Here is a 13,401-nt window from a genome sequence, read left to right as displayed (position 1 = left end):
ATTCAAAAGCTGCGGGCAGAGTGTATTAAAGTATAAAAATGCCGGGAGTGAATGCGATGAATCATGCTAAAACCCGTTATTATGTATCGGTCACTCATAATTTAATCCAAGACGTGCCGAACGAATCGGCCGAGTATGAAGTGGATCTGAGCGACGAGCAGCTTGGTATACTCCGGGATAAGCTGGATGATCTGGCCAAGGAGGACGAGCATACGCTCAAACGTGCGCCTGTCCCGTATAAATCAGCTGACAAGGACCAAGCAACCGATGACTACAATGACAAAATTATCGACGTGTATACATTCTTACATGAGATCGGGGATGAGCGGACACGGAAGGCTATTGAAAGTCTTGGGGTGCTTGGTAAGCTCGAGAACGCGGACTATGACCATCCGGGATACGGCGAGGGTTCCCCGACGAATAAGTAAGCCATATATTAAAAAATGCAAATCACCGGGTCACCTTCAATAGTAGTTGAAGTGGACCCGGTGATTTGCATGTCCGGGAAATTCCATTTCCCTCCTGGCTTCCCTAGGAGCGAAGCCTGCGGCTGCCGGACAAATGAGCCGCTTGGCCGCGGGCCCGCTCCGCCGTATGGCTGCGGATTCGCTGCACCGCCTCGGCCGCTCCGGGAATACCCGGCAGCAGCCGGGCCCAAGCCCCGGCATCCGGTGATGCCTCAGGCGCAGCGTCCTTCTCTGGCGTCAAGGTGATCTTGACGTCATGAAACTGCGGACCGGGCACATGCAGCCGATCCTGCTCCGCTGCCTCGGCCAGCCATTCGGCCAAGGCCGGGCCCGTATGCTCCGCCGGGGAGCCGCCCTGCCCCCGGCGGCCTGCAGGCGCGGGCAGCTCGGCGCCGCCGGCTGGGGCGGAGCTTGCCCAGGCCGCGAAGACGGCGCTGCGCAGGCGCTGCGGCGGCAGCCCGAGCGCCGTGAGCCGCAGGGACGGCGAGGCCTTCCAGCGCACCGCGGCAAGTGCTGCTGCCTCAGCAGCGTGGGTGCAGCCCGCTTCGCCGCAGGTGCACTCGGGAGCGCGGCCCTGCGCCCAAGGCGGCTCGGGCGGCAGCAGGTCCGACGCAAGGGAGGGCTCGCCTCCCTGAAGCAGGACAGCCAGCTCCAGCGGATGTGAGCTGAAATAGTTCACAAGCGTCTCCTCCAGATCAGCTCCCGAAGCCTCCAGCGGTAGCGTAACCCTGCAGGGCTCCTGGCCTTTGGAAGCCGCCGCCTTCTTATTCTCCCGCTGCTCCTCAGCCGGAAATATCACACGGAGCTCGCCTTCTGAAGCTTCTACCCGATCTTCCTGCTGTAACGCCTTCTTCATCAGAACCCCCTCCTTCCGGTCAACGGACTCTAGCTGTATGCCAAGTTATAATCTCATCCGGTGTTAAGATCATGTGGGCAGAGCTTCGCCCAGGCAGACAGGTTTCTTAGCAAATCTCTTGCTAGTCTCCTGCTGGATACTTGCTGGTTTCATTGCCAGCTTCTTTCCGCCCACGGCAACTCACTCAGCCTAAGTCCTGGAATCCAGCCGTTGTTAACCCCAGTCTCCAGCCTGCAGTGTAATCAAGCTCTGCAGCTCCTCGCTTGTCATCTCGGTCAGCCACTGTTCGCCAGAACCCACAACTTGCTCCGAAAGCGACTTTTTCCTCTCGATCAGTTCATCAATCCGCTCTTCCAGCGTCCCTTGGCAGATTAATTTATGGACTTCCACATTCTTCTCCTGCCCGATCCGGAACACCCGGTCTGTTGCCTGGTTCTCGACGGCCGGGTTCCACCACCGGTCGAAATGGATCACATGGTTGGCGCGGGTAAGATTCAGCCCAACACCCCCAGCCTTCAAAGAAAGAATGAAGACGGGAGACCCCTTGCCCTCTTGGAACATGTTCACCATATGATCCCGTTCGTTCTTGGCTACCCCGCCATGCAGGAAGAACGGGGCTGTTCCGTACTGATCAGTCAAGTGCTTCACCAGCAATTCACCCATCTGCACATACTGGGTGAAGATCAGTGCCGCTTCGCCATTCTCCCGGATAATATCCAGCAGCTCCAGCAGGCGTTCCAGCTTGCCGGACCGTACCGAGGCGGCGCCCGTTCCAGCGGGACCCACCAGACGGGGATGATCACAGATCTGCTTGAGCCGGGTCAGCGAAGACAGCACCAGCCCTTTGCGGGCGATGCCGGTGCTCTCCTGAATCCGGGCCATCAAATCTTCGGTTACCGCCCGGTACAGATTGGCCTGTTCCACGGTCAGCGGGCAGTAAGACTTGATCTCGATTTTCTCCGGAAGATCCTTGCGGATATCCGGATCACTCTTGAGACGGCGCAGAAGGAAAGGGGCCACCAGCTTTCTAAGCCGCAGCAGTTCAACTGCCTGCTCCTCCCCACCCCCCGTATACTGTCTGCGGAATGAAGCATAGGTTCCGAGATATCCAGGGTTCAGAAATTGGAAAATCGACCACAGCTCGCTAAGCCTGTTCTCCACCGGTGTGCCTGTCATGGCGATCCGGTGGGGCGCACTGAGCTTCATTACACTTTGGGCCTGCTTGGTGCTGAAGTTTTTAATATATTGGGCTTCATCCAGGATAATCGATTCCCACTGCGTCTCCCGCAGCTCCTTGGCATCCCTTCCGGCAAGATGATAGGTTGTCAGCACAACATCGTGCTCCCGGCAGGCATTTTGGAACGGTTCGCCATGAAGCCTGCCCGTCCCGTGATGAATGTATAAGCTAAGCTGGGGCGCGAACCTGCGCAGCTCCCGCTGCCAGTTCCCCAGCAGCGAAGTTGGGCATATGATAAGCCTGGTTCCCTCCACATGATCGCTGAGAAGGGTGGTGATGACCTGAACCGTCTTACCCAGACCCATGTCGTCGGCCAGCAGGGCGCCGAACCCCAGTGATTTCATTGTGGTGAGCCACTGATAACCTCTCTCCTGATAAGGACGAAGGGTTCCTTTTAGAGAAGGGGGCACTGGGCGGGTCTTAAGAGTCTTCAGAATCCCGCCTTCCATCAAGGCGGCCAGCAGGCCGGTCGTCTCGACCTCTTCCACATATAACCCCTCGTACCGCCCTTCCTTAGACCCGTCGTTGGTCAAGTGCATAAGCTCTTTGAAGGTCATGGCTCCCTGTTCATTCTTCTTCATGTAACGGAGAACCTGCTTGATCTCCTTCACGTCGATCTCGATCCATTCACCGCGGAACAGAACCAGCGGGGCCCGGGAAGAAGCCAGCTCCGCTAACTCCTCAGGAGTCAGCTTATGTCCGTTCAGCACCGCCTCCAGCTCGAAGTGGACCACCTGCTCCACCCCAAGCTGCGGCTTCTCTGTGCTCCCTGCCTCAGCAGGGTCCCAGCCTGCGGTCTTCAACCGTACTCCCGCTCTCCGCCGGCCCTCCTTGGTCCACCGGGATGGCATCTGTACAGTTACTCCCTGTTTGCGGAGCAGCGGTACCGACTTGCTCAGGAACGAATATACTTCTTCCGGACGAAGCCGGGCGCAATCCGGACGTGGGCCTTGCATAGCTCCTGTAATTTCGGGAGACACTTCTGCGGCTTTAGCCAGTCTGATCAGCAGGTTCTCCTGCACCCCGCTGTACGTTCTCCCGCGAATAACCATTTCATGATCCGGCTGATTCCAGATCAATGCGGCTGGGAGCTGCAAGGAAGCATCCTCTGGCACTTCCGCCCAGAAGGAGAGCTTCCATTCGCCCGGGGAGCTGGAGCTGTCCGCCGCAGCCTGCTCATGAGGCGGCTCCAGCCTTAGGCAGAGCCGGAATCCGCCTCCCGGGGCGGGTTCGTCTTCGGCCGAAGCGCTCGGCAGCTCGCCGCCTACCTCAATGATCTCGCCAGTCAGCTGCTCGATTTCCGGTGCAGTCCCTTGAATGTCCACAGCCCGGTCGCCGCTCAGCAGTCCTTCCCACCATAACTCTGTCAGTGGAGAGACCCCTCTGCGGTATCTGCCCTTGACCGCATTCAGCTGTTTGCCAAGCTCTTTGGTCCCTTGGCGGGTCTCATAATCGATAAAAGCGGTGAGAAACGAGTACAGCACCTGAATTTGCCGGCCCTCAGCGGAGAGCTCTTCTTGAGCCCCATGCTGGACCGGGGTCAGCCCGATAGGCGGCATTGCGCCAGCCAGCAGCCTGAAGCGTTCCTCGTCCCTTGCATCATCAAGACAAGGGGCCCATACGGCCCGCAGCGCTGACTGGGTACCCCGCCTCCGTGCCCCAGGAACCACCGCTGGTCTCGCCGACGGAGCGATAGCGCCGCGGAGCATGAGCTCCAGCGCGAATTTCGCTGCACCGCTCCAATAGTTCATCTCGGCCCCTGGAGTTACGCCTTTTGATATCAGCTCGGCCTCCTCATAGTTCAACAGCATCGGCCAAGCCTCTTCCGGCGATAACGCAAGACCCTCCAGCGTTCTGCCGAACAGCCCTTTCCGCTCTCCCCGGCGTACAGCACCGCGAAGGGCAGGCGCGGGCCACCGCAATTCGGCAAGCCGCAGTGCGGCATGTTGGAAAGGACGCGCCCCATAGGACAGCTCCAGCCTTCTTAGCGAAGCCGTCCACGCATCCACCCTTGATTCCGATGCCTCTCCCGAGAAGCAGAAGAATATATCACCGAGCCAAATTCCATACAGAGGTTGATTCATTGCTTTCTCCTGTCTGTTCACGATTGCATAACCGATACACCTGCATTACTAACATATTATACGAAAAACCATAGTTTTAAAAATGATCCTGACTACTCCTCTTGTAAAAATTGTCATGAAATCCGTCTTGCCGGGTGAAGCCCCGCATATGAATCTGAAGAGGGGACAAGAGCAAATCCTACACAATCTTACGGGACAAGAGCATCCCGGCGTGTGCTTCTTCCCTACTTGGGTATATTCATTATAGTAACCATTTAACAGGAGGGCCCTTCATGTATACAAGAAATCAGTACAAATGGTGGAACATCCTGCTCTTCATAGGCGTTCTTGCTGTGAATTTCCTTGCCGAGACGCTTCCTCTTGGTGGCCACACCACCGGGGATATCTCAGATATGTATCCTACTCCGATCACTCCAGCCGGGTACGCCTTTGCCATCTGGTCCGTCATCTATCTTCTTCTTGCCGGGTTCATATTCTATCAGGCAAAGCGCACGTTTGAGACACGCGACTCCGTGCAGGCTATAGGCATATGGTTTGCGGTGTCATGTTTTTTTAATATGGCCTGGATTATATTATGGCACAATCTGTACATAGAATGGTCTCTAATTGCCATGTTGGGTCTATTCATCAGCTTGTTTATCATTTACCGTCGAACCCGCTCCATTACGTTTCCTACACCTGGAGAGACCTGGTTCGTCCGGCTTCCGTTTAGCATTTACCTCGGTTGGATCAGTGTTGCTACCTTGGTCAATATCATGGTTGTTCTCTCAAAAAACGAATGGAATGGCTTTGGTCTATCCAGTCCACAACGTGCCATTATTATGCTGGCTGTCGGGGCAATGCTGGCTGTCATTCTCAGCTACCGGCCCCGGGATGGCATGCTCCCGCTGGTCTTCGTCTGGGCTTACATTGCCATTGCCATTAAGCAGCAGGATACGAGCAATGTGTATCTGACCGCAGGCACATTGTCCCTTATCCTCTTTGTATATGCGGTATGGCTTCTGTTCATTCGGGCACGGGAACGGGATTAACTACATTCCTGTACGCGGATACCGTCACAATTCCGTCTCCTATCCTGTCTTTATGTATATAAAATGAACTTATGAAGGTTACCCTTATGGGAAGCTGCGATGCCGAGTGTTCTTTAAGGCCGCTGTTGTCTCCGAAATGCTTGAGCTAGATATCAAAGTAGGGGCATTTCGGAGGCAAAGGCGGACGCTCCGCTTCTTCAGAATCACTCGGGATCGAAGCCCAGAGAGGTTAATTTTTAAAGTTCGTTTTATATATATTGGAAATTTCATAAGTTTCTGAATTTTCCTATGATCCTAGGAAGCGGAGGTAGTTGTTATGCGTATATTTGTAGCTGGGGCAGCCGGAGCGATTGGACGGCTGATGGTGCCCGCCCTTGTCCGGGCCGGACATGACGTCGTGGGGATGACCCGAAGCCCCGGGCACGTTGACACGATCCGGCAGCTGGGGGCACAGCCCGTGGTGGCTGATGTATTCGACCGGGAGCAGCTTGAGACGGAGGTCCTTAAAGCCCGGCCCGATTGTGTAATCCATCAGCTTACCTCACTGGGGAACCGCGATTTCGCAGCGAACTCACGGATCAGGATCGAAGGCACGCGGAACCTTGTGGATGCAGCCCTCAAGGCGGGAACCCGTAAAATGATTGCCCAGAGTATTGCCTGGGCCTATGAACCGGGTCCTTCGCCTGCCACTGAAGAAGTTCCACTAGATCTGGATGCTCCCCTGCCAAGACAGGGAACCATCCAGGGGGTAGCAGCCTTGGAAGAGGAAGTGTCCAGGATGCCGGAACCGGTCATTCTCAGATACGGTAAGTTCTATGGACCAGGCACTTGGTTTGAGCAGAATGAATGGATGGCGGAGCAAGTCCGCCTCGGGCAGATTCCTGCCCAAGACGGGATTACTTCCTTTGTCCACGTCGAAGATGCCGCACGGGCTGCCGTGCTTGCGCTGGACTGGCCCCCGGGAACCGTCAATATTGTTGACGATGAGCCTGCATCCAGCCGCGAATGGCTGCCGGTCTATGCTGATCTTCTAGGCGCTCCGGCCCCCACCTATGAACCCGGAAGCGCCCGCGGAGAACGGGGAGCTCTGAATACCAAAGCCCGGTTGCACTACGGGTGGCAGCCAATATATCCAAGCTGGCGCTCGGGATTCGCGGAAAGTCTTAAATGAGGTAGTAGATAAAATCACCGGCCACAGGCCAGGAGATGGGTTTGGGTTTGGGTTTGGGTTTGGGTTTGGGTTTGGGTTTGGGTTTGGCCCCAATGAACCATTTCCTCAGAATGCTCCCATGTACAAGGCACATTCATCCAAGTCCGAGCCTCTAATCCAAGCAGAACCCGAAGCTCCATCCAATTTAAATAAGACAGCCCGGATCTTCGGGCTGTCTTATTGTCTTCCTGAGCTTATTTCTTGAGTGCAATAACCTCAATTTCAACCAGTCCATCCTTGGGCAGACGGGCTACCTCAACCGCGCTGCGTGCCGGATAAGGCTCTGTGAAGAAGGAACTGTAGATTTCATTAACTTTAACGAAATCACCGAGATCCTTAAGAAACACAGTCGTTTTAATTACCTTGTCCATTCCGGTTCCCGCCGCTTCCAGGATCGCCTGAACATTGCGCAGGGATTGCACGGTCTGTCTCTCAACCCCTTCGGCAAGCTCCCCGCTCGCCGGATCAAGACCAAGCTGCCCTGAAGTGTAGATGAAGTCTCCGACCTCAACCGCCTGAGAATACGGGCCGATGGCGCCCGGCGCATTTGTAGTGGATACCACTTGTTTGTTCATGATAATCTCCCTTCCCTCTCTGCTTCATAATTAACGGGTAAATACAGTGAAAATGTGCTTCCAACTCCCTGCTTGCTCTGCAGCCGGATGCAACCTCCAAGCAGTGCCGCCAGATCACGGCTGATGGACAGACCGAGTCCCGTCCCTCCGTACTTGCGGCTGATTGACCCGTCAGACTGCTGGAAGGCTTCAAAAACGAGGGAATGCTTGTCCTCCGGAATTCCAATTCCAGTATCGGTCACCGCGAATACAATCCAATGTCCAGGGTCCTGGCCATTTCCCCGCTCCTTGCGGATCTCCAGCTTAACTTTACCCGCTTCTGTAAATTTAAACGCGTTAGCGATCAGATTCCGCAGAACCTGCTGCAAACGCAGAGAGTCCGATTGAATCGACTCCGGAAGGTCTTGATCAAACCGGATTTCGAAATCCAGCCCCTTCTGCTGCGCAAGATGCTGAAATTGCAGTTCCATCACCTCGGCAATTTCATGGATGCTGACCTCATCGATCACGATCTCAAGACGCCCGGCCTCTACTTTGGATAAATCAAGAATATCATTAATCAGCTGCAGCAGCTCTTCGCCTGACTTATGGATAATAGCGCCATAGGAGGGATTCTCGTCTTCCTCATGCGCAGGTTCGGATTCCTTAATAATTTGGGCGAGATTCAGAATGCTGTTCAAGGGTGTACGCAGCTCATGGGACATATTAGCAAGAAATTCAGACTTGTATTGGGAGGCCAGCAGCAGCTGATTGGCCCGCTCCTCCAGCTTAATCTTGGTTCTTTGCAGCTCTTCTGTCTGCTTCTTCAATAGTTCATTGGTATACTCCAATTCCAACTTCCGTTTTTGCTCCAACTGAAAGTCCCTCAGCATTACTGCGAACAAGGCACTGAGAATGACCCCAAGCGGAAAGAGCAGCGGCGCTAATTCCAGCATGTACTTCTTAAAAGGAATAACGCCAAAAATACTCACATTCACTGTATTGAATATGTTCACTATCAGAATCGTAATTGTAGCTTTAACCACCAGTCGAACCGTACTCCGCCGCATCCATATATTAAGCCCCGCGCAAATGACACCCAGCAGCGCAAGATTATAAAGCCCTGCTAGTGCCGCCTCATTCACTCCGAAGGTGAGCCGGACCAGGCCGATTCCTATCCCGATAATCATAATTGTCCAGGGCTGAGAGTATACAACGGTTGATATCAGCAGAGGCACAAACCGGAGATCGAATATTACATTATCGCTTAGCCGAAATCCGAACCGCATACAAATCCAGCCAGCCAGGATCATGAGAACTACCGAAGAGACATATTTAACTTTGCTTGAGGTCCGATTAAATAAATACTTATACACGATATTGGCCAGGTACGCTACGCTAATCAACATCCCCAAATTCATCAGGAACATGTCCCTAAAGCCCATTTGCTCACTCCTGTTGGTGCTAGACCTTCAAAGTTAGAATAATATAGCTGGGAATACGCTGTCATTTCCTGTCTATCATAGCATGAAGATTAGACTTAGAGATAGCTCACAGCGCCAGATAAAGACGCAGACCTAGATGGTCTGCGCCTTTCGTTCAGGCTATGCAACTTTTGCCCCTAATTACTCGCGGCCCCGGGCCCATTCATGGAACTCGCGCTCTGCCGCATCCTTGGTGTGGCCGTACCGCTCCTGAAGCTTCCCGACCAATTTGTCCTTCTCGCCTTCAATTTTGTCCAGATCGTCATCTGTCAGCTTGCCCCACTGGATTTTGGCTTCACCTTTCAGTTGGTTCCATTTACCCTTAAATACGCTGCTATCCATCTTAATCAACTCCTTAATCATCTATTGTTTATCTAGCTCGCGGCCTTATCTTAGAGATGAAAAATCTATGTACTTATTACCCTCGCAGCATAGCTGTGAATCCTTGGCTTGCTTAGGTCAACATGAAGAAAGGGCCCCATACATGGGAGCCCCTGTTCATTAACCCGCAAATTCAGTTTTGTCTTTCTGCCTGTTTCGATAGTCCTCCACAAACAAACCGGCATAATAAGGGTCCCACTGGGTTCCCCGGCCCTCTTCAAGGATCTGAATGGCCTTCTCCACGTCCAACCCTCTCCGGTAGGGACGATTGGAGGTCATCGCGTCGAAAGCGTCCGCCACAGCAATAATCCGTCCAAACAGCGGGATTTCCTCCCCCTTAAGCTGGTCAGGATAACCTTTCCCGTCATACCGTTCATGATGGGATCTTACTCCGGAAAGGAACGGTGCCATGGCATCAGCGGGTTCGATCTGCCGTAGAATGCTCTCTCCCATGGCAGGGTGCTGCTTGATCTGATCGAATTCCTCCTCGGTCAGACGCCCTTCCTTCAGCAGAACTGAATCCCGTGTCCCGATCTTGCCGATGTCGTGCAGCAGAGCCGATTTACGCAGCGCATCCAGCTTCTCCACAGACAGGCCGGCAAGCACTCCAATCTGCACCGCATAGTCCGCAACCCGTAGAGAATGGCCTGCCGTGTAAGGGTCTCTCGCATCGAGTGCAGCCGCCAGTGTTGCAAAATAACTCTCGATCAGCTGGTTGTTCAGCGCCGACTGCTCTTTGATCCCGCTGAGCATATGATTGAAGCCGGACACCAGCTTGGAGAACTCATCCGAGAACATTTCGCTTGCATGCGTATTTAAGTTGCCTTCCTTCACTTCAGCCATACGCTCATACAAGTGCTGGATAGGAATTTCCACATCCCTTGTCAGCAGCCAGGCCCCAAAAAAGGCGAAGCCTAGCGCCACGATCAAAATATATCCTGCCCATCTCCAATACTCTCCCCCAGCCCCATCCAGATTGCCGATTCTGAGCTGTACGGCAAGTCCATACAGCAGCAAGGGGAAAGCCCCAATCAGAAATGCGCCCCAGCGGAACTTCTGCTTGATCGAGATAAGCACTTGCCCGCCAAGCGACAACTCCTTGCCGAATTTACCTATGCTTCTCCGTTGAAGCTCCTCCAGCACCGGTCTTATGGCATAGGAGGTCAGGAAAAATTCGATCATCGCGTGCATCGCCGCCACCAAGAGCGCGCCCAGAACAGCAAGGACAAGAAAACCCTGTGGAAACGAGAGCACTCTGGTATGAATCAGCCACAAGGTTAGCAGTACCGCTGGCACAGTTAATCCGAAAAAATGCGGCCCCAGTATTCTTTTGACTGCCAGGGAAGGAAGCTGATGAAGGCGGATATACACCTGCTGCAGCTCATTGTGGCTAGCGACATCCTGATGAAACACATGTTTGATCGGCCGGATGTGCCTGGAGAAGGACGTCCATTCCAAGCTGACCATGGAACATAGGGAAACCCCCAGAACAATAACCAACCAGAGGTACTCTCTTGGGGAGATCTCCAGCGTGGTAAAGATTATCAGACCTCCAACTCCAGCGACGGCCGTAACAGATCCAATAAAATAATTGAGCATCAGACGTGAAATGAACGTTCTGTATATCGTCAAGACTTTCGCCGCTCCTTTCTCATCTCAAAGGACTACTAAGTCATTATCGGCATATTCTGCCAACAAATTGACAGCAGCATTTGACTTATTCATTCGTGCACTCCCTGACCCCCTGGTCAGAATCCGGCTGGTTCAAGAGGTGGGGAGATGGTCTAATAAATTTAGTAGGAATTAAGTAAACTAAACCGCGAGGCAACACATTTTAGGAGGTGGCCATGGAACTCACTGCCTTAACCAGCTCAATCATCATCCTGCTGGCCAGCCTATTGTTGATCGGCGTATTTGCCACCAAATTCTCAAGCCGCTTCGGCCTGCCCGCTCTGGTCTTCTTCATTGCCGCGGGGATGATCCTTAGCAACTTCCTCTATTTCGACAATGCCTTTATTACCCAGCTTGTCGGCACCTTCGCCCTGATTGTCATCTTGTTCGAGGGCGGCATGCAGACCAAATTCATTACGATTAGGCCAATTCTTCCAGCCGCCCTGTCGCTGGCAACGGTCGGCGTGCTCTTCACAACGGCAATCATTGGCGTCAGCGCTATGCTTATTTTGAATGTGCCTCTTGCAGACGGTCTCCTGTTCGGGGCAATTGTCGGCTCGACGGATGCCGCCGCAGTATTCTCTGTCCTGGGTGGCAAGAACATCAAGGAGCGGCTCACTTCCACACTGGAGGCCGAGTCCGGCAGCAATGACCCGATGGCCGTCTTCTTGACCGTCACATTGATCGAGTGGATTCAGCATCCGGAGGGGCACAATCTTCTCCGACTCGTCTTTTCGTTCGTCATGGAGATGGGGCTCGGACTTCTCTTCGGCCTGCTCCTGGGCTGGATTTCCGTTAAAGTTATTAACCGAATCAACTTTGACTCGTCCGGATTGTATCCGGTTATGGCTATTGCTTTTGCCGTGCTGACATACGGATTGACCTCAGCCCTGCACGGCAGCGGACTTCTCGCTGTCTACGTCATGGCTCTGGTGCTTGGGAACAGTGATTTAACCTACCGCCAGTCTATTCTTCATTTCAACAAAGGCTTCGGCTGGATTATGCAAATCACCATGTTCACCCTCCTCGGGCTGCTGGTATTTCCGGGAGAGCTCCCTGCGATTATGCTCCACGGACTCGCACTTTCCCTCATTCTGATGTTCATTGCCCGTCCAGTTGGCGTGTTCGCAAGCACACTTCTAGCCAAGTTCAGCTTCAAGGAGAAGCTCGTTCTGTCTTGGGCGGGACTTCGGGGCGCCGTACCGATTGTACTGGCCACCTATCCCCTGATCAGCGGCCTGCCCGATGGCCGGATGTTCTTTAACGTAGTGTTCTTTGTCATTCTGACCTCCGCCTTGATTCAAGGTGCAACCATAACCCCCTTTGCGGTGAAGCTCGGGCTTGTCGATGAACGGAGCGAGCAGTCTCATTCACTTCTGGAGCTTGTTTCGCTTGGCAAGACCAAATCCGAGATCAACCATATCCATGTTCACGCAGGCATGGTCTGCGTAGGGGAGGAAATCCGTAATTTGAATCTTCCACCCAATGTTCTTGTCACCGCAGTTATCCGCGGCGAAGATATTGTTACTCCTACAGGAAATACTGTAATCCAGGAGGGGGACACCCTCTATATTCTCGGTCCAAAGGCAGACAGAGAGCGCATCAAGAAGGTCTTCCGGTTCCGTGAAATGCCGCTGGCACCTGCGACACCAGAACCCGAGCTGATTCCGGGCCACCCCGAGCCAGGCAAGGTGGATAACAGCCCGCCTAAGCCTCCAGACTCCAGGGATACTGAATAATACTTTCTGAAAGCAAATAAGCCCATCCTAAGGGAAACCCCCGGGGTGGGCTTATTTTAATTACGCTGAAAAATACCCTATCTTTATGGGGAATTATCCCCCCCCGATCAACTTATCTTTTACTCTTGGCTTTCTTATTCAGCCACAGCAGCCAACCGCCAAGGGCAAGGATACCTACCGCCAACAGAATATAGAATCCAATGGTATACAGCTCGTCTTCTGTCATATTGAACACCATCATTCTCCCCTTTCCAAGTTTCCACGACAGCTAAAAAAACACCGTATGATTAAATAAACATCCTAGTCTATTTCTAACCTAAAAAGCCGCTTTTCATAAGTGAGTTTGCATTTTCCATTCAAATGACGTATAATATATATTTGAGTTGCAAATCCTCATATATGTAGTTCCTCAGAAAGATGATAACTCTCCTTATAACCTGGTAGAAATTCCTATTTGAACTAACCCTAAGAGTAAGAATTTTGGAGTAATTCTGATTCACACTGGCGCGGTCATTGGAGCCGCAAGGACAAGAGAGAGGTAGGGCTTTTGTTGTTTTGGAAAATGTCAGTTATGATCTGAGCAGGAACATTGCCATGTCTTTACCGTGTACATAAAGGCATAGGTTACAATATAACTTACGCACAACCAAAGCGAGCGCCGCAGGATTCCCTGTTCGGCGCTCGCGT

General features: G+C 53.1%; 11 protein-coding genes. 4 read left to right on the top strand and 7 right to left on the bottom strand.

Translation table 11 applies throughout. The annotated features are described in order from the left end of the window. Window positions 1-56: 56 nt before the first annotated feature. Window positions 57-428, top strand: coding sequence for a hypothetical protein (locus KJS63_RS19155; RefSeq protein WP_213620599.1), 372 nt, complete (start codon window positions 57-59; stop codon window positions 426-428). A 103-nt stretch (window positions 429-531) separates the two neighbouring features. On the opposite strand, the gene KJS63_RS19150 is transcribed toward KJS63_RS19155, so the two are convergent. Both KJS63_RS19150 and KJS63_RS19145 read right to left on the bottom strand, forming a co-directional pair. Continuing rightward, the gene (locus tag KJS63_RS19150; protein ID WP_213620598.1) at window positions 532-789 is read right to left on the bottom strand and encodes a hypothetical protein; all 258 of its coding nucleotides are present in this window, start codon (window positions 787-789) and stop codon (window positions 532-534) included. A gap of 747 nt (window positions 790-1,536) precedes the next feature. Further along, window positions 1,537-4,644, bottom strand: a complete 3,108-nt coding sequence (locus KJS63_RS19145; RefSeq protein WP_213620597.1) for a DEAD/DEAH box helicase — start codon at window positions 4,642-4,644, stop codon at window positions 1,537-1,539. A 272-nt stretch (window positions 4,645-4,916) separates the two neighbouring features. Here KJS63_RS19145 and KJS63_RS19140 point away from each other — a divergent pair, with 272 nt between their 5' ends. Then, window positions 4,917-5,675, top strand: a complete 759-nt coding sequence (locus tag KJS63_RS19140) for a tryptophan-rich sensory protein (protein WP_213620596.1) — start codon at window positions 4,917-4,919, stop codon at window positions 5,673-5,675. A gap of 316 nt (window positions 5,676-5,991) precedes the next feature. Further along, window positions 5,992-6,846, top strand: coding sequence for an NAD-dependent epimerase/dehydratase family protein (locus KJS63_RS19135; RefSeq protein WP_213620595.1), 855 nt, complete (start codon window positions 5,992-5,994; stop codon window positions 6,844-6,846). A 233-nt stretch (window positions 6,847-7,079) separates the two neighbouring features. On the opposite strand, the gene KJS63_RS19130 is transcribed toward KJS63_RS19135, so the two are convergent. The 4 genes from KJS63_RS19130 to KJS63_RS19115 form a co-directional block, all read right to left on the bottom strand. After that, on the bottom strand, window positions 7,080-7,460 hold the full coding sequence (locus tag KJS63_RS19130) for a RidA family protein (protein ID WP_213620594.1): 381 nt from the start codon (window positions 7,458-7,460) through the stop codon (window positions 7,080-7,082). Then, window positions 7,457-8,884 (bottom strand): sensor histidine kinase, encoded by a 1,428-nt coding sequence (locus tag KJS63_RS19125; RefSeq protein WP_213620593.1) that lies wholly within the window; start codon window positions 8,882-8,884, stop codon window positions 7,457-7,459. Before KJS63_RS19125 ends, KJS63_RS19130 begins: the two co-directional genes overlap by 4 nt. 180 nt (window positions 8,885-9,064) lie before the next feature. Beyond that, on the bottom strand, window positions 9,065-9,265 hold the full coding sequence (locus KJS63_RS19120; protein WP_213620592.1) for a CsbD family protein: 201 nt from the start codon (window positions 9,263-9,265) through the stop codon (window positions 9,065-9,067). A 159-nt stretch (window positions 9,266-9,424) separates the two neighbouring features. Continuing rightward, window positions 9,425-10,936 carry an HD-GYP domain-containing protein gene (locus KJS63_RS19115; RefSeq protein ID WP_213620591.1) on the bottom strand — a complete coding sequence of 504 codons (1,512 nt, stop codon included), beginning with the start codon at window positions 10,934-10,936 and terminating at the stop codon, window positions 9,425-9,427. A 215-nt stretch (window positions 10,937-11,151) separates the two neighbouring features. Here KJS63_RS19115 and KJS63_RS19110 point away from each other — a divergent pair, with 215 nt between their 5' ends. Then, complete coding sequence (locus KJS63_RS19110; RefSeq protein ID WP_213620590.1) at window positions 11,152-12,714, top strand: potassium/proton antiporter; 1,563 nt, start codon at window positions 11,152-11,154, stop codon at window positions 12,712-12,714. A gap of 112 nt (window positions 12,715-12,826) precedes the next feature. On the opposite strand, the gene KJS63_RS26465 is transcribed toward KJS63_RS19110, so the two are convergent. Further along, window positions 12,827-12,955 carry a hypothetical protein gene (locus KJS63_RS26465; RefSeq protein WP_280520837.1) on the bottom strand — a complete coding sequence of 43 codons (129 nt, stop codon included), beginning with the start codon at window positions 12,953-12,955 and terminating at the stop codon, window positions 12,827-12,829. Window positions 12,956-13,401 lie beyond the last annotated feature (446 nt).

This window comes from Paenibacillus sp. J22TS3 (genome assembly GCF_018403205.1).
GTDB classification, from domain to species: domain Bacteria; phylum Bacillota; class Bacilli; order Paenibacillales; family Paenibacillaceae; genus Fontibacillus; species Fontibacillus tuaregi.
The sequence above is the reverse complement of the archived record's forward strand: the minus strand, read 5'-3'. Positions and strand labels throughout refer to the sequence as shown.